Below are 22,118 nucleotides of genomic sequence, written 5' to 3'. Positions count from 1 at the left end.
ACGATTTAGTTACCTGTCAATACAAATCATCGCCGAAATGACCTTTCAAAATCTACACAGTGACATCGAATGTAATTGTCTGAATGGAACCAAAGAAGATTTCGGGTCTCGCTATGGTTTAAAGACTAACAAGAATCAAATTCGCATTGTAGATTTTGAGTCACATTGGGAGAAGGGAAAACGCCCTGAATCTGCTGCCTGCGAAGAGGTATGTTCTTATAAAGGAAAATCAGTCTCTCTGATCACAGATGCCAACTTGAATGAGGTTACGCAAATTTTTAAGCAACTTTTTCCGTTAAGCCCTAAGTACAAGCCATTTCTTACAATAGTGAAATTTGCTGATCATACGGGAACCGTGAAACATACTCCCGACTTTATAAATGCACACCATCACGATTTTTATAAATGTGATAATTTTACTTTCGAAAATGTCAGCCAATTAGACTCAATATCATTAGGTGATGTTTGAATTGACCGGCCATAAAGTAATCATTCAAGGACTACATAAAATAGTAGACAATAGGCTTGTGTTATTCTCCGATGGGGAAAATGATTTACTTTATACGGGAACTAATATTTATGGAAATAGGATTCTTGGCTCGATTGTGTTTGAAGATGATGACAGTCGGTTCCTCAGGTTCATTCATGCGATCGTTACTGACCAGCAATACCATGCTTTTTTAAACAGACAATTAAGCCTCTTAGGGCTTCTTAACGGTGTTGAGAGTTTTTTTCTTGTAGACTTCAACTATATTGGAGAAGAGATTGATCATGCATTAGTCTCGTTGAATGAAATACCGGAGGGGTTTCGGCCACTGCAAAATTCGTTTTGCCCTGACTTCGTTTTTGAACCTACTTTTAATTTTGCTGCCAGTTTGAAAGGGAATGAATCAGATTCCCATAAGGCATTGCCGGAGGATATTAATAGTATTAACACCAAATTTTCTCAATTTTTAAAGAGTTCAACCGAATTCGTTTCGGAGCTTGATATGGAGAGAACTCTATATGTAGAAGCTTTGTTGGCTGGTAGTTTTCAAATTAATTTTAGAGTAGAAGTAAAAAGGATAAGTCAAACATCGCTTTTTGGTGTTTCATCTGGCAATATCAAGTCCTTTGTTACCGATCTGACCAAGTATATATTTAATGATTTGCCTAACGAACAAAATGATGTATTTAAAAGTGATACTGTGGAGTCGCAAGATTTTAAGAAACTGCAAGATCAGCTAAATTCATTATATACGGAAAGAAATATTGTCCTGCCACAGGAAAGTATCGAGCAAAAATTGCTTGACCTCATACATTATTCCATTGAGCCGCTAAAGGGAATAGATTATACCAAGAGTTTTAACAGGATTGAGTTTGTTAATCTTAGTGAAGATGGAAATAAAATTCCAATAGCGATGGTCGATGAGAACTTTATCCCTTCCGTTGAAGAAAAACTGTATGTGCTGGAAAAAGAGATTAAGGCTGATGTAACGGTTTTTGATGAATTTGCCCAAGAGTATAATTTGCAAGTTTATTCGTTTAACACCCAAACGGGAAAGGGCGGGGCTTGGTTGAAAATAGCTGACGAAAAATGGGAGAGGATAAGTTTGCATGCTAGTGGGAAGGATAATTATGAAAATACCCCTTTTACTAAAAGCATGGATGAAGGAACAATTATCGTCGTAAATGGTATTGCGAAGCGCGTCAACGATCGATATAAGCAGATAACTGTCAGTTTCGATCCCTAGCTGTTTCTTATAAAAAGCTGATTTATAATTATTTATAAGGTGCCGCCAGTTTATTTCCTAACATCGAAAAATATATTGCGGTTTAATTGAAATTTTGGCAGCCGATATTTTACGCTATTTTTGAACCTGTGTCTGCACAGCGCAGCGCGAAAAACGTGTAAACCCGCAGGAATAGCCGTACGAAAATGCCAACAGGAACGAAGAAGATACTCATACTGGGCGGCCTCGGTTTCATCGGTAAGAACCTGTACAATCGCCTGGTGCAAGACGGCCACGCCGTGACCATTCTGACGGAACGTATACACGACGAATCGGATGGCTTTCTGACTCCCACCGTACGACAGCATACTGTACAGGGAAGCATCCTGAACCCGCAGCTGATGAATAACATCGTAGCGCCGTTTGACGTGATCTTCTCGTTAGCGGGCAGCTCGGGCGCCGCCGACAGCATCCGCGATCCGTACCACGATCTGGATACGAATCTCAAAGGCCACCTCAATATACTCGAAGCGTGTCGGCAGCATAACCCCGGTGCGCTGCTGGTGTTTCCTTCAAGCCGTCTCGTGTACGGCAAGCCTGCGGCAAACCCTGTGCGGGAAGACCACCCCTTGCAGCCCGAGTCGATCTACGCCATTCACAAGATCACGACGGAGCACTATTATTTGTTATACCAGCGTCTGTATGGCATTCGCGCTGTCATCTTCCGCATTGCCAATCCATTTGGCCCGTTCCAGCGCTTCGGCAGTAATAACTACGGCATCCTCAACTGGTTTATACACAGGGCGCTTGTCGGCGAGCCGATCGAGATCTACGGTGACGGCAGTCAGCAACGCGACTTTATTTATATCAACGACCTGGTAGAGGTGTTGACTCGCACGATCGATACGCCGGCGATGGCGGGCAATATATACAACCTCGGTGCCGGTGGCGGCATCTCGCTGCGCCAGGCGGTAGAGGTGATTCAAAAGTATATCCCGGCGACACAGGTAGTGTTCCGCCAGTGGCCCGAAATCGCCAAAAAAATCGAAACGGGCGACTACATCGCCGACATCGAATTACTGAAACAACACACCGGCTGGGCGCCCCGTACCAGTTTTGATGCGGCCATGAAAGAGACCATTGCATTTTATGACAGAAGCAACAAGTGATCGGGTCTGCTGCGCGCACTACGCCTCTACGTATTTACCACTCACCCAGAACTGGATCTACCGGACGCTCACGCACCACCGGTTATTCCGCCCGATATTCTTAACGCGCAAGAAGGAAAATCTCAACCTGTTTCCGCTCTCGCAGGTCTATAGTCTCGACGACCAGGGCAAGCTGCTGCAATACGCCTCGATCGCCTTCTTCAAGGTGTTAGGCTATTTTGGTTTTATGCAGCGTGCCTGCCATGACAATCAGGCGCAAATTCTGCATGTACACTTCGGCTACCACGGCGTAAAAATGATCGGCCTGAAGAAGAAGCTGAAGATCCCGATGATCTGTAGCTTTTATGGCGACGATGTGTTTGCCTTTCCGGCGATTCCCGCCAACCGCGCTCGCTATCAGGACCTGTTCCGGGATGCCGACAAATTGTTGGTATTAGGGCCTTATATGAAAGCCGAGCTGATCCGGTTGGGTTGTCCGGAGCACAAGATCACGATTCATCATCTGGGCATCGACGCTCATACCATTCGTTTTGAAAAACGGATCGTCACACGAGGCAGTAAGATCCGTTTCCTGATCGCGTCCAGTTTCCTGGAGAAGAAAGGCATCGCGCTGGCTGTGCGCGCACTGGCGGCCCTGCGCACACAATACGACTTCACCCTCGATATTGTTGGCGATGGCCCCCTGAAGCCGGTCATACTTGAAGCGATCGAGACCGGTGGTATAAAAGACCGTGTTACGTTGCATGGCTATAAACCCTATGCGTATTTCATCGACCTGGCCTACCGTTGTGACGTGCTGATACAGGCCAGCCGCACGGGGAGCAAGAACAACAAAGAGGGCACGCCCATGGCTATTGTCGATGCAATGGCGACCGGCATGGCCATTATTGCCACCAAACACTCCGATATACCGGAGGTGGCCCACGACGGCGTGCATGGCTTCCTGGCCGAAGAGAACGACGTGGACAGCCTGCAGCAATGCCTGGCCCGGATGTTCGAGCAGGCGGACCGCATCGAAACCTTTAGTGTTGCTGCCCGGGCGCGCGTGGAAGCGGAATTTAACGCTGCGATCCAGACGCAACGGCTGGAAGGTTACTATACAGCGCTTATCAAGGCCCGGAAATAACCCGCTTTGGGTGGCTGCATCAAGATGGGGTAGGGCGGCTGTGTAAAAAGATCGGCAGGTTTGTGTAACTTTTGTAACTTCCGGTCGTCTCCTATAGTTACCAGTGTAACCCCACAAACCTATGCTTAAAAGTCTGCTCCTCATCGCCCTGCGCAACATGCGCAAAGACAAAGCCTATACCGGCATCAATGTGCTGGGGCTTACGGTTGGCATTACCTGCAGCATGTTCCTGCTGCTGTACATTCTCGATGAGCTGAGCTACGACCGCTACCACAAAGACGCACCCAACATCTACCGTGTCGTCACTCACATTAAGGAAACCGACGACGCCTTTACCTGGGCCGTGGCCCAAATACCGTTTGCCGAAGAAGTTCGCGACAATTATCCGGAAGTAAAAAACGCCGTGCGCTTTTTTGGCACCGGCCGTACCCTATACCGCTACGAAGAAAAAGAGTTCTACGAAGACAAATTCTTCCAGGCTGACTCTACCGCCTTCGACATGTTCACCTACACGTTCCTGGCGGGCGATCCCAACACTGCGCTGGACGAGCCTTTCTCCATCGTACTCACGCGCAGCATCGCGATTAAATACTTTGGCAAAACAGATGTCCTGGGCCAGTCCTTCCAGAACCAGCAGGGAGAGACTTTTAAGGTCACGGCGGTCATGGAAGATGTGCCGCTTAACTCACACTTCATATTCGATGCGTTGATCTCGGAGACCAGCCGTCCGAAAGACGCCGGTGGCAGCTGGGGTAACTTTGGGATCTATACGTATATACAATTGCCGGCAGGATACGACCTGAACAAGATGTACGCCAACCTGGACAAGATCATCAAGGAGAAGGTAGACCCGATCTTTGCCCAGTATGGCATTACCATTCGCTACGAGCTGCAGCGCATCATCGACATTCACCTGTACTCCGAGATTCAGGACGAAGCCGAAGCCGGCGGCAGCATGGGCGTGCTCTATATATTTGGGGCCGTAGCGGTGTTTATGTTGGTCATCGCGTCCATCAACTATATGAACCTCGCCACGGCGCGGTCGGCTAATCGTGCGAAAGAGGTGGGCATCCGCAAGGTTATGGGTTCACCGCGCACGCAGCTGATGGCACAGTTTATCATGGAGTCCGTGGTAATCACGTTCACGTCATTGATCATCAGCTTGCTGTTGATCTATGCCTTGCTGCCGGCCTTCAACGAGTTGGCCACGAAAAGAATGCCTTTTAGCTACGTGCTACAGGCACCGGTATTGTTGAGCTTGCTGGGTATTGTGTTGATCGTGGGTGTTGGTGGTGGCAGCTATCCTGCCTTTTACCTGTCGAGCTTTAATCCGATCGGGGTATTGAAAGGAAAGCTTTCTGCCAAAGGTGGCAGCGTCATCTTTCGCAAGATATTGGTCGTGGTGCAGTTTGTCATCTCCATCTTTATGCTCATTAGCACCATGATCGTATTTGATCAGCTTCAGTATATGCGTACCAAAGACCTGGGCTTTACCAAAGATCGTGTCATACGCATCGCCCTATCGGATGATGCTCAGATTAAAAAAGCCGAGGTATTGGCCGAACGCTTGCGTCAAACAAAAGGCGTCGAGTGGGCGGGTGCTTCCAATGCCGGACCTGGCGATGGTATTGGCAAGCTTTTGTTGAAGGTAGACGACAGCGAAGGCAAGCTTGTAGAACGCGGCATCAACCTGTACCGCGCCGACTTCGACTTTATTAAGACGATCGGCATGACCGTTGTACAAGGCCGCGACTTCTCGCGCGACGTATCCTCCGACACGACCTTTGCCGTATTGGTAAACGAAGCCATGGTCAAACGCATGGGCTGGAAAGATCCCATTGGCAAACGATTTGTGTTTATGGACGAGAAGCCGGTCGAGAAACACGTCGTGGGTGTTGTGAAAGATTACCACCAAAATTCGCTCTACGGCGTGATCGAGCCGCTGATGATCATGCTGGGGGAAGATGATAACTATCTGCTATTCGTTCGCGTCAAGGAAGGTGAAGATACACGCGAAGCATTGGCCGCTATTGAAAGCACCTGGAACGGTGTATTCTCCAACATCCCGTTCGAATATGATTTCCTGGATCAGCGGTTTGATTCACAATATAAATCAGATGAGAAGCGCAGCTATATTTTCACGCTCTTCTCTTTCCTGACGATCGCCATCGCCTGCCTCGGCTTGCTCGGCCTGGCGGCGTTCACTACGCAGCAGCGATACAAAGAAATTGGTATCCGGAAGGTGATTGGCGCAAGCGTGCAAGGGCTGATCATGCTGGTGGCACGCGAGTTCTTCATACTGGTGGGCATTGGTACGCTCATAGCCTTTCCACTGGCGTGGTACTCCACCAGCACGTGGCTGCAGAAATTTGCGTATCGCATCGAGTTAGGGGCAGAGTGGGCTACGTTTATACTCTCGGCGTTGCTGGCGCTGCTTATTACGATGTTGACGGTTGGCTACCACGTGTTGCGTGCGGCTTCGTCTAATCCGGTGAACGCGTTGCGGGACGAATAAGGCATGTGGCGATCCCGGCAGGTGTATCGACTGCCGGGATCGCCCATAAAGAAATCAGAATCGAATAATAAACGTCGTTCCCTTATTTACTTCGCTTTCCGCAATGACCGTTCCCCCCATGGCTTCAATCTGCGTCTTTGTCAGGAACAACCCTACGCCGCGGGCCTCTTTGTTCTCATGGAACGTCTTATGCAGTCCAAACAACTTGTGGCCAAACTTCTGCAAATCAATCCCCAATCCATTATCACGTACACGCAACTCCGTCTTACCATCGACAATATCCGACGAGACATGTATCTCCGGCTTGCGGTCCGGCGAGCGATACTTCACGGCGTTGGTGAGTAAATTTTGAAATATACTTTCCAGGTATGTCTTTGAATATCCGATGGTGGGGACCTGGTTAAAATCAAATGTCACCGTGGCTTCCGATTGGATCAGCTCGCCTTCCAGTGATTGGATCACTTTGTCGAGCATGTCTTTAAAGCGGATGTCGGTATACTCTATTTCTGTATTCTTTTTAACCTTTAGCGTCTCCATCAGCTCGTTCATGGTCTCGCTGAGGTTGCCGGCGACGTTCTTGAGCTTTTCGAAGATCATTTTATACTCGTCGATGCTGCTTTGCTCGTTGAGGAGGCCGATCAGGGCTTTGATGTTGCCGATCGGCGAGCGCAGGTTGTGCGAGATGATATGCGCAAACTCGTCGAGGGCGCGGTTCTGCTCTTGTAACTCGGAGGCTACAACTTCCAGGTGGTTCTTGGAGCGGATCAATTCATCTTCTGACTTCTTGCGGTCGGTAATATCGATCGCGGAAGCGAAGATGAGCTGACGCTCTACGTCCGTCGAGGAGCTCCACAGCAGCCAGCGGTATGAGCCGTCTTTGCAGCGGTAGCGATTTTCAAAAGTATGTAAATTATTGCCGCCGCGGATGAAGCGCAGCGCTTCTTGCGTAGGGCCGATATCATCGGCGTGTACAAAGTCGGTTAGCGGACGTGCTTTTAACTCCTCCATGGTCCAGCCGAGCCTGTCGGTCCACGCAGGGCTTAGTTTTTTGAAGTAACCATCAAAGCCGGTGATGACGTTGAGGTTAATGGTATAATTAAAAACACGTTCGTTTTCGTCGCTTACCTGGCGGAACTCTTCCTCTACACGCTTTTGCATGGAAATGTCGGTGGCAATGAATGCATAACCAATCCGGTCATTCTTTTCATCCCATAAAGCTGTAACCGATATGGATACAGGAAACATAATTCCATCCCTGCGCACGTATGTCCACTCGCGGCGCTCGGCGTTCTTTTTTTCCTGCACGCGTGCAACAAATACATCGAAGCCTGGAGCGATAGTTTTGTTTAACTCGTCAGACAGGATCTTGGCGCGGTGTAGTATTTCTTGTTCTTCGTGAACGGCTAAAATAGAGACGCGGTCGATTACGCTGTCAGCGGAATAGCCGAGCAGTAATTCTGCCGCCTGGTTAAAGCTGGTAATCGTGCCGTGTATATCCGTAGAGATCACGGCCAACTCGGTCGTGCTGATAATAGCTTCCTGCAGCCGATAAGCATGCGCCAGGGCGTTCAGAAACTTATCGTCCGGCAAGGACTTCTCATACAGGGGGAGGGGCTCCATGAAAGGTGGTCTTTCAAACCCCTAAATTACAGAAATGTAATCGCGATGTATTGCTAACCGTGGAATAATTTGGTTAGAAAACGAATCCGCGCTGTCGCGTGGCTTCAAAAACAACAACGGCCGCAGCCGTGGAAACATTCATCGAGTCTATTTTTCCCTGCATGGGAATAATGATGTTGGCGTTGGAATTGTCTATCCATACATCCGATAGCCCCGTGGCTTCAGTGCCCATCACAATGGCGCTTGGTAGTGTAAAGTCTACTTCATGATAAGGCCGTGAAGCTTGCAGGTATGTGCAATAAATAGCGATGTTGTTTTTGCGAAGCCACGCAATCGTCTCTTCCGATGTCGCAGCAGCGATCTGCTTTGTAAACACGCAACCCACGCTGGATCGTACCACATTGGGATTATAAAAATCGGTTTGCGGATCGCAAATGATCACAGCATCCACACCCGCCGCATCGGCGGTACGCAAGATGGCGCCAAGGTTGCCGGGCTTTTCGACAGCTTCGACAATTAATAATAAAGGTCGCGCGCGAAGATGAAGTCCGCCCAGGCTGTGAGGCTTTTGGCGGGCAATGGCGACCAGGCCTCCCGTGCTTTCGCGTACGGCGATCTTTTCGAAAACCTCTTCTGATACCGGTATGAGCAAGGTCTGCGGTTGGGTATAGCGATCAGCTTCGGTGGCGGGAATGATCGCTTCGCAAAAAAACAGTGTGTCCAATGCATAGCCGGCGTCGCGGGCCAGGCCAATCTCTTTTTTACCTTCAATGACAAACACGCCCTGCTTGCGCCGCTCGCGCGGTTTTTCCAACGATAACAAATGTTTGATCTTCGGGTTCTGGGGGCTGTTGATCTGTACGTGCATGCGCAGCGGTTAATCCCCAAAGGTATGGACACTTCGGGAATTCCCACGGCACTTTTCGCGGTTTAGCATTAGTTCCGTTACTTTGCCTCCAAAATAAACCGCACGACGCGTTGAATATCAAGCTGCACTATCCTTCTTCCTGGCAAGACTATGAGCTGCTGGACTCCGGCGACTTTGAAAAACTCGAACGTTTTGGCAAGTATATTCTCAGTCGCCCCGAGCCCCAGGCTATATGGAGCAAGACGTTGTCGGAAGATGAATGGAAGAAGCTCGCCCATGGCCGCTTTGTACGCGAGCAAAAAGACAACTTTCGCTTTTCCGATGATGTGAAAGGCGGCTGGTCGCGCGGTCCGTCGATGCCCGAAAACTGGCAGGTGCAGTATCGTTACAACGACCTTACCCTCAACCTTCGTCTCGGCTTAACGAGCTTTGGCCACGTAGGTGTTTTTCCGGAACAGGGCAACAACTGGAATTTTATTTATGACACCCTTACCGGTTGGAAAATCGCCAAGCCCCGCGTGTTGAACTTGTTTGCCTATACGGGCGCCGCGTCGGTCGTCGCGCGCACGGCGGGTGCCGACGTAGTACACTGCGATGCGTCACGCCCCGGGATCAACTGGGCCAATCAGAACATGCAGCTGAACAACCAGGACAACATCCGCTGGGTATATGAAGATGCCTTTAAGTTCGTGCGCCGCGAGCTCAAACGCGGGAACAAGTACAACGGCCTGATCATGGACCCGCCGCCGTATGGTCGCGGTCCGGAAGGGGAGAAGTGGACTTTACAAGAGCAATTAAATGAGCTGGTCTATATGAGCAGTCAATTGTTGGAAGAGGACCATCACTTCTTTATTCTGAGCATGTATGCGGTGGGGCTATCGCCGATCGTCGGTTTGAACGTTGTGAAAACACACTTTCCGCAGGCGGCGCCGGAATACGGCGAGTTTTTCTTAAAATCCAGGCAGGGCAAGGATCTGCCGATGGGCACTTTTTTGCGGTTCCGGTCGGAATAACACACCTTATGTATGCCTTTGATAGGGCTTTGATACGGCTTTAGTAGGGCGTATCTACGGCTTTGATACGGGTATGACCCCTGCTGCATTTTCCTGAAATGCCATTCAAACGTGTGCGGTAGGCGAAGAATCTTTTGTGCTTTCCGGGATAGGCCAATAAAAACGTGGTAGAACACAAGAATGTGAATTCTTCGTAGTCTTTTTGTGAGGCCTTCTACAAGTCCTTAAATAACCGTATCTTTGCGCCTCAATTCAAGAAAAACAAGGAATACAACGAATTTATGGACGTTAACAAGATCAGGAACATTGCCATTATCGCCCACGTCGACCACGGTAAGACTACGCTAGTGGACAAACTGCTGATGGCGGGGAAGCTTTTTAAAGACCACGAAACTCCCGGCGAGCTGATCATGGACAGCAATGACCTGGAACGTGAGCGTGGTATCACGATCTTGGCAAAGAACGTATCCGTACGTTATAAAGACTATAAGATCAACGTAATCGATACCCCGGGTCACAGCGACTTTGGTGGTGAGGTAGAACGCGTGCTGAACATGGCCGACGGCGTTCTCCTGCTGGTCGATGCGTTTGAAGGGCCTATGCCCCAAACCCGCTTCGTGCTGCAAAAAGCCCTGCAACTGGGCCTGAAGCCGATCGTGGTGGTAAACAAAGTAGACAAGAAAAACTGTACGCCCGACGAGGTACACGAGCAAGTATTCGAGCTCATGTTCCAACTCGATGCGACTGAAAACCAGCTGGACTTCCCGACCTTCTACGGTTCGGCTAAGAACGGCTGGATGAGCACCGATTGGAAAACACCTACCGACAGCATCGTGCCGCTGCTTGATGGTATCATTGAGCACATTCCTGCGCCGAAAATCGGAGAAGGATTTACACAAATGCTTATTACGTCGCTCGAGTATTCGGCCTATACCGGCCGGGTAGCGATCGGCCGCGTACACCGTGGTGGCATCAAAGCCGGGCAGCCCGTTGCATTGATTAAACGCGACACCAAAGCCATCGTAAAATCAAAGATCAAAGACCTGTATGTCTTTGAAGGATTTGGAAAAGAAAAAGTAGAGGAAGTAAAACCCGGCGAGATTTGCGCCCTGGTAGGTCTGGAAGGATTTGAGATTGGCGATACTGTTGCCGACATCGACAATCCGGAAGCCATGCAGTCGATCAAGATCGATGAGCCTACGATGAGCATGCTCTTCACGATCAACAACTCGCCGTTCTACGGCAAGGAAGGTAAGTTCGTGACGTCGCGCCACATCAAGGAAAGACTTGAGAAAGAGCTCGAGAAGAACCTCGCCCTGCGCGTAGGAGATACTGGTTCGGCCGATTCATTCATGGTCTTTGGCCGTGGTGTACTTCACTTGTCTGTATTGATCGAAACGATGCGCCGCGAAGGCTATGAGCTTCAGATCGGCCAGCCGCAGGTGATCTTCAAAGAAATCGACGGCGTAAAAAGCGAGCCTATTGAAGAGCTGACAATCGACCTTCCGGAAGTTGTTTCCGGCAAGGCCATTGAAACCGTATCACAGCGTAAAGGTGAAATGACCAATATGGAGCCGAAAGGCGACCGTATGATCCTGAAGTTCACCATCCCGTCACGCGGTATCATCGGTCTGCGTAACTACCTGCTGAACGTAACAGCCGGTGAAGCGATTGTAACACACCGCTTCCTGGAATATCAGCCATACCGTGGTGAGATCCCGGGCCGTATCAACGGTTCGTTGATCGTGATGGAGCAAGGCGAAGCCATTGCTTACTCGCTCAACAACATGCAGGATCGCGGTAAGTTCTTCATTGAAGCCGGAGAGCCTATCTACGAAGGTCAGGTAGTCGGCGAGAACAACCGCAGCGGTGACCTTGTCATCAACATCACGAAGACTAAGAAGCTTACCAACATGCGCGCGTCGGGTGCCGACGAAAAAATGCGCATTGCGCCGCCCGTTAAATTTTCGCTCGAAGAGGCGCTGGAATATATTCAGGCAGATGAATATGTGGAAGTAACTCCGAAGTCGATTCGCCTGCGTAAAATTTACCTGAACGAAAGTGAGCGTAAACGTAACAGCAAGTAATATTCGATTTTCGATAATCACCGGACTCATTACCCTTTCCTGGGTAATGAGTTCTTTTTTTGCCGTTGCCCAACAGCAAGGCCGCGCCGCGCTGGAAACCGAGGCGGACACCCTCGCCGCGCGGGAAGATTTTGACGGTGCGATAGCGCTATACAGTAAGATTTTGCAAAAGTCCAGCTACGCGGACGAGTCTGACTACGTCGTGCTGCACAAGCGGGCGTATGCGTACTTCAGTGCTGAGCAATTCGACGCGGCGCTGGTCGACGTGAATCAATACCTTGGTAAATACCCTACCGACGGCCAGGCTAAGCTGCTGCGCATGTATATATACCAGGGCCTGGAAAAATTTGACCTGCTCCTGAGGGACCTGGACGAGTTTGCTGCAGGCCGTCGCGGTGATCCAGCCATCGACCGTTGGCGCACTTCGATATTGATAGAAGCGGGTCGTTATGCGGAAGCGCGCACCTCGATTCGTAAACTGCTTCGTCTTCAGGACGATCCTGAAGTGCATGCTTATCTCGGACTGACGTATGTATACGAGCAACGGCCGGACAGCGCGAAAATCGTCTTTGATCAGGTTATTGCGAAGGAACCTGCCTACGTCCGGACATATTTGTTTGCGGGCTCTATGTGTATTGACCAGGAGGCCTATGGCCTGGCCCTGAAATATATTGACGCAGGGTTGAAACAGGAACCAGGCAATATTACGTTGTTATTCTACAAAGGTTTGGCGCTGGTCGAAGATGACCAGTTGAAGGAAGGATGCAGCACCCTAACGAAGGCCTTCAACGCCGGTTTTGACGACGCTGTCGACTATTTGAAAGAGTATTGCTACTCTACGAAAGAATAGCTTATCCTCAGCATTTCCAGCTGGTTCTCCCAATCATTTTTATACTGACTTAACGGTTGCCTAAGCATGGCCGGCAATAGGGGAGATACTTCCAGTTTCCCCCAGGGATGTCCCATAGATGTCCTACACATATCCTACGGATGTTCTACCGAAGGTCCCCGGAAGTAAGGACATCCGTAGGACATCCGTGGGAAAAGGGTGTGAAAAGCGAAGGTTAAACAGGAACCGTCCTGCCATTTGGCGGAACATTTTTCAATATTTTTTTCGCACCCACTCAAAAAAAACGCCGCACCCTTATGGACGCGGCGGAGAAAAGTATTTCTCAGTTTAGGTATTTCGTTTACATATTCCGGCGGTACTGGCCACCGACTTCAAAAAGCGCCTTCGTAATCTGCCCGAGCGAGCAAACCTTACAGGCATCCATCAGCATTTCGAAGATGTTCTGGTTTTGTACCGCCGCCGCCTGCACACGTGCCAGGTGTTCTGTCACACGTTGCTCATGAATGCTGTGCAGGTCGCGCAGCATGCTGATCTGATACTCCTTCTCTTCCGTCGTGGCACGAATCACTTCCCGCGGAATTACCGTCGGCGACCCTTTCGAGCTTAAGAAGGTATTCACACCAATGATCGGGAACTCGCCTGTGTGTTTCAACATCTCGTAGTGCAGGCTCTCTTCCTGAATCTTACCGCGTTGATACATCGTTTCCATTGCGCCCAGCACGCCACCGCGCTCGGTTATGCGGTCGAATTCTGTGAGTACGGCTTCCTCTACCAGGTCGGTCAGCTCTTCGATAATGAACGAGCCCTGCAGCGGGTTTTCGTTCTTGGCCAGGCCCAGCTCTTTGTTGATGATGAGCTGAATGGCCATGGCGCGGCGTACGCTTTCTTCCGTCGGCGTGGTGATGGCTTCGTCGTAGGCGTTTGTATGCAGGGAGTTACAGTTGTCGTAGATGGCATACAATGCCTGCAGCGTGGTGCGAATGTCGTTGAAGTCGATCTCCTGCGCGTGCAGCGAGCGGCCGGATGTTTGGATGTGATATTTCAACATCTGGGCGCGGGCATTGGCGCCATACTTATTCTTGAGCGCTTTCGCCCACAGCCGGCGGGCTACACGCCCGATGACGGCATACTCCGGGTCAACGCCGTTGCTGAAGAAGAACGACAGGTTCGGGGCGAAGTCGTCGATGTCCATGCCGCGGCTGAGGTAGTATTCTACGTATGTAAAGCCATTGGCCAGGGTGAAGGCCAGCTGTGTGATGGGGTTGGCGCCGGCTTCGGCGATGTGGTAGCCGGAGATCGATACCGAGTAGAAGTTACGTACGTTCTGGTCGATGAAGTATTGCTGCACGTCGCCCATGAGGCGCAGCGCAAACTCCGTCGAGAAGATACAGGTGTTTTGTGCCTGGTCTTCTTTGAGAATGTCGGCTTGTACCGTGCCACGCACTTGCGAGAGTGTTTCGGCTTTGATCTTTTGGTATACGTCGGCCGGCAGTACCTGGTCGCCGGTTACACCCAGCAGCATCAGGCCGAGGCCGTCGTTGCCTTTGGGCAGTGCACCCTGGTACGCAGGTTGTTTGCCGGAATGGTTCTTATACAGGGCGGCGATCTTTTGTTTTACCTCTTCTTCCAGTCCATTTTGTTTGATGTATACTTCACATTGCTGGTCGATGGCAGCGTTCATGAAATAACCCAGCAGCATGGGCGCGGGACCGTTGATGGTCATCGATACCGATGTTTTGGGATCGGCCAGGTTAAAACCGCTATAGAGTTTTTTGGCGTCGTCCAGGCAGCAGATGCTGACGCCGGAGTTGCCGATCTTGCCGTAGATGTCGGGACGGTAGTCGGGGTCGTTGCCGTAGAGTGTTACCGAGTCGAATGCGGTCGACAATCGTTTGGCGGGCATCGCCATGCTTACGTAGTGGAAGCGGCGGTTGGTACGCTCGGGGCCTCCTTCGCCGGCGAACATGCGGGTAGGGTCTTCGCCTTCGCGTTTGAAGGGATATATACCGGCGGTATATGGAAACTCGCCGGGCACGTTCTCTTGCAGGTTCCACTGCAGCAGATCACCCCAGGCTTCGTAGCGCGGCAGCGCAACCTTGGGGATCTGTACCTGCGATAAGGACTCTGCATGTGTCTTGATGCCGATCTCTTTGTCGCGTACTTTGAATTTAAACAGCGGGCCTTTATACTGGGCTACGAGCGCAGGCCAGTTTTCGAGCAGCTTCCAGTTGCGTGGATCGAGGTCTAGCTTGAGCTTTTCAAATTGCTCGTCCAGTCCTTTTATGATGCGGTCTTTGTCTTCGGGAGCCAGCTCGCGTACGGTGTCCATTGACGTGCGTAGGGCGTAGAGCTTCTGTGCGATGGTGGCCTGGTCTTTAACCCACTTGTCATAGCTGCGATTGTTTTCGGAGATCTCGCTCAGGTAGCGGGTGCGGTGCGGAGGAATGACAAAGATCTTCTCCGACATCTCGCGTGTGATCTCGAACGACGTTTGCAGCGGTGCTCCGGTCTTTTCAGTGATGGTGTCCATCACGTGCTTGTAGAGCTGGTTCGTGCCGGGGTCGTTGAATTGCGAAGCGATGGTGCCGAACACGGGCATGCCTTCTGCCGGACTGTTCCACAGCTGGTGGTTGCGTTGGTATTGTTTCTTGACATCGCGCAGGGCGTCGAGCGCGCCGCGTTTGTCGAACTTGTTCAGCGCAATGACGTCGGCGAAGTCGAGCATGTCGATCTTCTCCAACTGCGTGGCGGCGCCGTACTCGGGTGTCATGATATAGAGTGACACATCGCTATGGTCGAGTATCTCTGTGTCGCTTTGGCCAATGCCGGAGGTCTCGAGGATAATGAGGTCAAAGCCTGCCGCTTTGAGCGATTGTATGGCTTCTTTCACATAGGCAGACAACGCCAGGTTGCTTTGGCGTGTCGCCAGCGAGCGCATGAATACGCGCGGGTTGTTGATGGCGTTCATCCGGATGCGGTCGCCTAAGAGCGCGCCGCCCGTTTTGCGTTTGGAAGGATCGACGGAAATGATGCCGAGTGTCTTGTCTTTAAAGTCGATCAGGAAGCGGCGTACGATCTCGTCTACCATCGATGATTTACCGGCGCCACCGGTGCCGGTAATGCCCAGTACGGGGGCTGTAGATGTAGCGGCCTTTTCGTTTACCTTTTTGAAAACATCCTGGTGTTTGTCATAGAAGTTTTCGGCGGCGGAGATCAACCGCGCCAGCGCGGGGTGGTTGGAGGTTGTTAGCTGTGTGATGTCGTCGGAGATGGTCTCGCCGGTAGGGTAGTCGCTCTTTTCAACGAGGTCGTTGATCATGCCTTGCAGGCCCATCGCGCGGCCGTCGTCGGGTGTGTAAATGCGGGTGATGCCATAGTCCATCAGCTCGCGGATCTCTTCCGGCAAGATTACGCCGCCACCGCCGCCAAAGATGCGGATGTGGCTTGCGCCCTTCTCTTGTAAGAGGTCGTACATGTATTTAAAATATTCCGTATGCCCACCCTGGTAGCTGGTCATGGCAATGGCGTGTGCATCTTCCTGTATGGCGGTGTTCACCACTTCTTCCACGCTGCGGTCGTGCCCCAGGTGAATTACTTCGCAGCCGGTGGTCTGGATGATCCGCCGCATGATGTTGATCGCTGCATCGTGGCCGTCAAAAAGGCTGGCCGCCGTGACGATCCGCACCTTGTGTTGCGGTTTGTAAGGCTCCTGAACCGTGTGGCCCGCTGCAACAGGCTCTTTTTTTTCAGTTTTACTGGCTGTAATCGTGTCGGAACGCATGAAAAATCGATTGTTATGCACAAAAATACGTAGAAGCGGGCTATTGTGCTAACAGGAGTTAGGAAAGCAGCGGGATGAAGAAATTTTCTGATATTGTGGGTAGCATTAGCTCTAAATACTTTAACCGATGGCGACAGTAAAAATCTGGCTATTTAAAAATCTTGTGTGGATTTTAACAATCGTAGGAATCTCACTCTTTTTAATTGGCCATTTTAACTCCGATACCTCAGATTCGACTCTTTCGTTCTCTGATAGATTTTATAAATTTTTACCGTCGGCACTTAAAGCTGTTGGCGTTGCAGTTTTATCGAGCGGCATTTTTGCAGCTGTTTTAAAATCCATTCAATTTTCTGGAATTTTTCAAGAGGAGCTTGCAAAGGTCATATATAGTAGAAATTATCTTGAAAAACAGGATAGAAAATTTCTGGAAGATATATGGAAGTTGACCTCTAAAGTTCTTTACACACAGAAGTTTCCTAGGATTAACGAAAAAATAGAAACCATAGTTTTAAAACATTATTTCCCATCGGATCATAAATATTATTTTGAGGATTTTCGAATATTCTATAATGACATTGATATTGTTAACGATGGAGGTATTGATTACGTGACATATGAGCAAGTAACAAGTGCAAAGCTTGTTCCGATAGATGAACGCGGAAAATTTCCCTGGATTAATATATTTAGATATGAAACAGATCAATCGTCATACAGAGAAGTGACCAAAATGACGATCACCAACTGTTCAACCCGTGAGGAGACTAATTTGATCGAAGAATTTTCTAAGACATTGAGCTCTGGAAAGTTTGAAAAGCTTCTGGAGTGTGATAACGAGTATGAGTTCTGGAAAGCAGAGAGGAGAAAATTTCCATTAAATATTCCATCAAACGAGCTGCAGGATTTTGGCCTTTCTAAGGTTACGAATGGAATGATTATTTCGATTTCTTATTCAGAAAATGTCAAAATTTCGTTTATCAGTAAAACTGTTAAAGAGTTTCATACGTTGAATAAAGTAGATGGGAAATTGACGATGGAACACAGAGAATTGCTTTTGCCATCTCAGGGTTTTTGCTTAGTTTTAAGTAAATCACGACTAGAATGAAAACGAAAGAAATTATATAAAATACGACATTTTAACGTCAACGAAGGCCCTTCCAGGGCCTTTTTTATTTTGTAATAATCTGATTGTCAGTGTGATGTGTTTTGCGTTCTGGTTTTATAAAGTTGTTAATAATTGGAATGGATCGTTTCCGAAAAAAAAGGTCTTCCCGGCGAACCGGGAAGACCCAACACAAAAAATACATAGAAGAAAGTCTCTTTATTGCCAGCCGCCGCCGAGCGATTGGTATAGCTCGACCTGTGCGCTGAGGTGCTGGCGGGTGATGGCGGCTTGCTCGAGCTCGGCCTGTAGTGCGCGGCTTTGGGCCGTTACAACTTCCAGGTAGTTGGCCATACCGCTGCGGAACAACAGTTGGGCATTTTGTACAGCCTGATCGAGTGTCTCTACGCGGTCGTCGGCTACAGTCTGTTGTGTTTGCAGCTTCTCGATCTTTACCAGTGCGTTGGTAACCTCGTGCACACCTTGCATAACAGAGCGACGGAACTCGATCGCGCGCTGCTCGCGCTCTACGCGGGCTACGTCCAGTTGCGTACGTAGCTGACGCTTCTGGAAGATCGGCTGCGTTAGGTTACCGGCCAGTATGCCGAATAGTGACGCTGGTGTTTTAAACCAATTGGAAGCCTCGAATGCGTTTAGACCACCCGTAGCGGTAATACTCAAGGCGGGGTACATGGCGCCCTGGGCTGCACCAACGCGGGCGTTGGCCGCTACCAGTGCCAGCTCGCTTGAGCGTACATCGGGACGCAGGCGCAGCAAATCTGCAGGGACGCCGGTGGCCAGCGAATCTTGTGACAGCAGGCTGTCGAGTGCTGTGCCGCGGGTGACGGTACCCGGCCAGTCGCCGAGTAATAAGCGTAGTGCGTTTTCTTGCAATGTGATAGCCTGCTCCAGCTGCGGTACCAGCAGTGCAGCGGTTTGCTGTTGTGACAGGGCTTGTTGCACGGCCAGCTCCGTGACTTCACCTGCGGTTTTTTGCAGGCGGATCATTTGCACGATGCTGTCGCTGAGGTTTGCGTTACGTGTGGCGATTTCCAATTGTGCGTCGAGCATGACCAGGTTGTAGTAGTTGTTGGCAACCGAGGCAACCAACCCGGTTTGCACGGCGCGGCGTGCTTCGAAGCTCTGCAGGTAGGTTGCTACAGCGGCTTCTTTTTGGCGGCGGATCTTACCCCACACGTCGATCTCCCAGGACAGCGTACCACCGAGGGTATAATCTTCGAGGTGATGGAGGGGACCAATGGGAGGAGGAACTGAGCCCAATTGTATGCCGGTGAAGCTATTGTTCGATGGATTATTGGTCGATACAGTGCCTTGTGCATTGAGCGACGGAAGCCATGCCAACCGTGCCTGTTTGGCGTAGGCATGTGAAGCCTCCAGCCGTTGGATCGCTAATTGCAAATCGAAGTTGCTGACCAGTGCCTTGTCGATCAGGCCTACCAGCGTAGGGTCTTGAAAGAACACCTTCCACGACAGCAGCGCCGCGCTGCTGTCGCTGGCACCCGCAGCATATTGCGCGGGTGCGTTCAGTTCAGGACGTTTATAGTTCTTCCCGGCAGAGCAACCCGCTAAAAGGGCTACGGCCAGTCCGAAGGATATACTTGTGGATAAATACTTATTTCTGCGCATATGCGGAAAGATTATAGCGTTGAGGTCGGTTCTACGGCAGCGGCTTCAGGGCTCTTACCCGAAATGCGCTCCTGGAGGTATTGGAAAATGACGAAGAGGACTGGCACAGCGAAGATGCCGAGCACCACCCCCGTTAACATACCGCCGGCAGCACCTGTACTGATGGAACGGTTACCCAATGCCGAAGCACCGGTAGCACGCATCAGCGGCAGCAGCCCTACGATAAAGGCGAACGAGGTCATGAGGATCGGGCGCAGACGCAGGCGCGCTGCTTCCAGTGCTGCGGCCACCAGGTCCATGCCCGCGCGTCGCCGTTGTACGGCATACTCCACGATCAGGATGGCGTTCTTCGCCAACAAGCCGATGAGCATGATGAGGCCTACCTGTACATAGATGTTGTTCTCGATGCCAAAGAGGCGGATGAACAGGAACACCCCGAATATACCCAGCGGTATCGACAGGATAACCGACAGGGGCAGGATGTAGCTTTCATACTGTGCCGCCAGCAGGAAGTATACAAAGATCAGACAGAGGGCAAAGATGAAGCCTGCTTGTCCGCCAGAGGCGATCTCTTCTTTGGTCATACCGGCCCACTCGTAACCAAAGCCACGGGGCAGGTACTGTGCGGTCACTTCTTCTACGGCCTTGATGGCATCACCCGAGCTATAGCCTGGCTTCGGCACACCGTTGATGGTAACAGCGTTGAACAGGTTATTACGCGTTACGGTTTCGGGGCCGTACACACGTTCAAGTCTGATGATCGTGCTCAGCGGCACCATCTCGCCAAAGGAGTTCTTTACAAACATGCCTTTGAGTGACGTAGGATCGTCGCGGAACTGCGCGTCGGCCTGCATGATGACACGGTAGAATTTACCAAAGCGGTTGAAGTCTGAGGCGAACGTGCTGCCGTAATATACCTGCAGCGTCTGCAACGCGTCATTGACGGAGACGCCGAGCTGCTTGGCTTTTTTCTCATCGATGTTCAGCATGAACTGCGGGTTGGCCGTGTTGAACGTTGTAAAGGCAAAGGCGATCTCGGGGCGCTTCATCAGCTCGCCGATCAGGCCTTGCGCCGTTTCGTTCAGGGTATGCAGCGAGCCGCCGGTGCGGTCTTGCAAGATCAGCTCAAAGCCCGACAGGTTACTAAAGCCCGGTACGGTCGGCATCATGAAGGTAAAGATGTTCGCTTCATTGACGGCGCCGAGCTTCTGGTTCACGATGCCCATGATGGCGTTGATGTCTTTGACTTCCCCGCGATCTTTGTGCGGCTTCATCTTCACAAAGCCCACCGCATAGTTCGAGCTGATGGAGTTCGTAATGATGTTCAGGCCTGACACCGAGAGGTAGTGGTTAGTAGCCTCCAGGTCTTTCATGATGTGCTCGACCTTGTTTACCACTTCCCGCGTACGTTCCAGCGATGAGCCGGGGGGCATGGTGATGGAGAATACGAAGAAGCTTTGATCTTCGTTCGGAATAAAGCCTGTGGGTGTCGAGATCAGCATCCAGACGCTCGCCAGTGTAACGAGGGCAATGCCACCGAGCGGAATCCATTTACGACGGTTCAGGAAGCTTAGGCTGCGAATATACTTCTCGGTCATCGCGTTGAAGCTGGTATTAAATGCCTGGAAGAAACGCTTGTGAAGCGGCAGGCTCGCGTGACCCTGGTCATCATGGTCGACATGTGGCTTCAGGAACAGTGCGCACAATGCCGGGCTAAGCGTCAGGGCGTTTACGGCCGAGATGATAATGGCGATCGCGAGCGTAAAGGCGAACTGGCGATAGAATACACCCGCCGGACCTTGCATAAAGCCTACCGGTATAAACACCGCGGACATTACTAATGTAATAGAAACGATCGCACCGGAAATCTCTGTCATGGATTGCAGTGTGGCGGCGCGTGGATGCAGCTTGGTGGTCTGCAGCTTGGCGTGTACCGCTTCTACGACCACGATCGCGTCGTCCACCACAATACCAATGGCCAGTACCAGGGCGAACAGTGTCAGCAGGTTGATGGTAAATCCAAAGAGCTGCATGAAGAAGAACGTACCGATGATCGCTACCGGCACCGCAATGGCCGGAATGAGTGTCGAGCGGAAGTCTTGCAGGAATATAAATACAACAAGGAATACGAGGACGAACGCCTCGAGAAGAGTAGTTGTAACCTGTTTAATCGATTCGTCCAGGTATTCCTTGGTGCTATAGATCGTAAACACCTGTACGCCTTGCGGAAGGTCGGCTTTCGCTTTTTCCAGCAATTCGTTTACTTCGGTTTGAATGTCGTTGGCATTCGAGCCGGCCGTCTGGAAGATCGCCAGACCGATGCCCTGCTTACCGTTGACGGTAGTGTTTTGGTTATACGAGAACGAGCCCAGCTCAATGCGCGCTACGTCGCGCAGACGCAACACAGAGCCATCTTCATCGGCGCGCAGAATGATTTCACCATACTGCGAGTCTTTGTTGAATTTGCCCTGGTATTTGATTACATATTCAAATGACTCATGGCTGTTCTCACCCAACCGGCCGGGAGCGGCCTCGAGGTTTTGCTCGCGCACAGCGGCCAGCACTTCTTGTACGGACAGGCCGTATGCCGCCAGGCGGTCGGGCTTCAGCCAGATGCGCATGGAATAATCT

General features: G+C 50.7%; 14 protein-coding genes. 9 read left to right on the top strand and 5 right to left on the bottom strand.

Features of this window, described 5'->3' with window-relative positions:
- Positions 1-37: 37 nt before the first annotated feature.
- The 5 genes from KK062_RS13560 (at position 38) to KK062_RS13540 (ending at position 6,522) form a co-directional block, all read left to right on the top strand.
- On the top strand, positions 38-469 hold the full coding sequence (locus KK062_RS13560; protein WP_254084846.1) for a hypothetical protein: 432 nt from the start codon (positions 38-40) through the stop codon (positions 467-469).
- The gene (locus KK062_RS13555; protein ID WP_254084845.1) at positions 462-1,733 is read left to right on the top strand and encodes a hypothetical protein; all 1,272 of its coding nucleotides are present in this window, start codon (positions 462-464) and stop codon (positions 1,731-1,733) included. Before KK062_RS13560 ends, KK062_RS13555 begins: the two co-directional genes overlap by 8 nt.
- A 185-nt stretch (positions 1,734-1,918) precedes the next feature.
- Positions 1,919-2,881 carry an NAD-dependent epimerase/dehydratase family protein gene (locus tag KK062_RS13550; protein ID WP_254084844.1) on the top strand — a complete coding sequence of 321 codons (963 nt, stop codon included), beginning with the start codon at positions 1,919-1,921 and terminating at the stop codon, positions 2,879-2,881.
- On the top strand, positions 2,862-4,007 hold the full coding sequence (locus KK062_RS13545) for a glycosyltransferase (RefSeq protein WP_254084843.1): 1,146 nt from the start codon (positions 2,862-2,864) through the stop codon (positions 4,005-4,007). The genes KK062_RS13550 and KK062_RS13545 overlap by 20 nt, the downstream gene beginning before the upstream one ends.
- 121 nt (positions 4,008-4,128) lie before the next feature.
- Complete coding sequence (locus tag KK062_RS13540; protein ID WP_254084842.1) at positions 4,129-6,522, top strand: ABC transporter permease; 2,394 nt, start codon at positions 4,129-4,131, stop codon at positions 6,520-6,522.
- A 54-nt stretch (positions 6,523-6,576) separates the two neighbouring features.
- Here KK062_RS13540 and KK062_RS13535 read toward each other — a convergent pair whose 3' ends face one another.
- Positions 6,577-8,142, bottom strand: a complete 1,566-nt coding sequence (locus KK062_RS13535; RefSeq protein ID WP_254084841.1) for a sensor histidine kinase — start codon at positions 8,140-8,142, stop codon at positions 6,577-6,579.
- 73 nt (positions 8,143-8,215) lie between these two features.
- Positions 8,216-9,010, bottom strand: coding sequence for a TrmH family RNA methyltransferase (locus KK062_RS13530; protein WP_254084840.1), 795 nt, complete (start codon positions 9,008-9,010; stop codon positions 8,216-8,218).
- Positions 9,011-9,120: 110 nt separating this feature from the next.
- On the opposite strand from KK062_RS13530, the gene KK062_RS13525 reads away from it, so the two are divergent.
- The 3 genes from KK062_RS13525 (at position 9,121) to KK062_RS13515 (ending at position 12,960) form a co-directional block, all read left to right on the top strand.
- Positions 9,121-10,023 carry a class I SAM-dependent methyltransferase gene (locus KK062_RS13525; protein WP_262899219.1) on the top strand — a complete coding sequence of 301 codons (903 nt, stop codon included), beginning with the start codon at positions 9,121-9,123 and terminating at the stop codon, positions 10,021-10,023.
- Between the two features lie 281 nt (positions 10,024-10,304).
- Positions 10,305-12,110, top strand: a complete 1,806-nt coding sequence (typA, locus tag KK062_RS13520) for a translational GTPase TypA (RefSeq protein ID WP_254084839.1) — start codon at positions 10,305-10,307, stop codon at positions 12,108-12,110.
- A gap of 46 nt (positions 12,111-12,156) precedes the next feature.
- Positions 12,157-12,960 carry a tetratricopeptide repeat protein gene (locus tag KK062_RS13515; RefSeq protein WP_254084838.1) on the top strand — a complete coding sequence of 268 codons (804 nt, stop codon included), beginning with the start codon at positions 12,157-12,159 and terminating at the stop codon, positions 12,958-12,960.
- Positions 12,961-13,300: 340 nt separating this feature from the next.
- Here KK062_RS13515 and KK062_RS13510 read toward each other — a convergent pair whose 3' ends face one another.
- Entirely contained in the window at positions 13,301-16,741 is a 3,441-nt protein-coding gene (locus KK062_RS13510; protein ID WP_254084837.1) for a methylmalonyl-CoA mutase family protein, read from the bottom strand.
- 127 nt (positions 16,742-16,868) lie between these two features.
- Between KK062_RS13510 and KK062_RS13505 the strand changes: the two genes are divergently transcribed.
- Complete coding sequence (locus KK062_RS13505; RefSeq protein WP_254084836.1) at positions 16,869-17,843, top strand: hypothetical protein; 975 nt, start codon at positions 16,869-16,871, stop codon at positions 17,841-17,843.
- Between the two features lie 216 nt (positions 17,844-18,059).
- Here the strand turns inward: KK062_RS13505 and KK062_RS13500 are convergent, their stop codons facing one another.
- Positions 18,060-19,487, bottom strand: coding sequence for an efflux transporter outer membrane subunit (locus KK062_RS13500; protein WP_254084835.1), 1,428 nt, complete (start codon positions 19,485-19,487; stop codon positions 18,060-18,062).
- Positions 19,488-19,498: 11 nt separating this feature from the next.
- On the bottom strand, positions 19,499-22,118 hold a 2,620-nt coding region (locus KK062_RS13495), incomplete at its 5' end, for an efflux RND transporter permease subunit (protein WP_254084834.1).

Source organism: Dawidia cretensis, assembly GCF_018598175.1.
Lineage (GTDB): Bacteria > Bacteroidota > Bacteroidia > Cytophagales > Cyclobacteriaceae > Ohtaekwangia > Ohtaekwangia cretensis.
Note: the sequence above shows the minus strand (reverse complement) of the source record. Positions and strands in the feature narration are given on the sequence as shown.

Bases quoted from the DNA above. Each gene is read 5' to 3' on its own strand.
- KK062_RS13560 (WP_254084846.1), top strand. From the start codon at position 38: ATGACCTTTCAAAATCTACACAGTGACATCGAATGTAATTGTCTGAAT.
- KK062_RS13555 (WP_254084845.1), top strand. From the start codon at position 462: ATGTTTGAATTGACCGGCCATAAAGTAATCATTCAAGGACTACATAAA.
- KK062_RS13550 (WP_254084844.1), top strand. From the start codon at position 1,919: ATGCCAACAGGAACGAAGAAGATACTCATACTGGGCGGCCTCGGTTTC.
- KK062_RS13545 (WP_254084843.1), top strand. From the start codon at position 2,862: ATGACAGAAGCAACAAGTGATCGGGTCTGCTGCGCGCACTACGCCTCT.
- KK062_RS13540 (WP_254084842.1), top strand. From the start codon at position 4,129: ATGCTTAAAAGTCTGCTCCTCATCGCCCTGCGCAACATGCGCAAAGAC.
- KK062_RS13535 (WP_254084841.1), bottom strand. From the start codon at position 8,142: ATGGAGCCCCTCCCCCTGTATGAGAAGTCCTTGCCGGACGATAAGTTT.
- KK062_RS13530 (WP_254084840.1), bottom strand. From the start codon at position 9,010: ATGCACGTACAGATCAACAGCCCCCAGAACCCGAAGATCAAACATTTG.
- typA (WP_254084839.1), top strand. From the start codon at position 10,305: ATGGACGTTAACAAGATCAGGAACATTGCCATTATCGCCCACGTCGAC.
- KK062_RS13515 (WP_254084838.1), top strand. From the start codon at position 12,157: ATGAGTTCTTTTTTTGCCGTTGCCCAACAGCAAGGCCGCGCCGCGCTG.
- KK062_RS13510 (WP_254084837.1), bottom strand. From the start codon at position 16,741: ATGCGTTCCGACACGATTACAGCCAGTAAAACTGAAAAAAAAGAGCCT.
- KK062_RS13505 (WP_254084836.1), top strand. From the start codon at position 16,869: ATGGCGACAGTAAAAATCTGGCTATTTAAAAATCTTGTGTGGATTTTA.
- KK062_RS13500 (WP_254084835.1), bottom strand. From the start codon at position 19,487: ATGCGCAGAAATAAGTATTTATCCACAAGTATATCCTTCGGACTGGCC.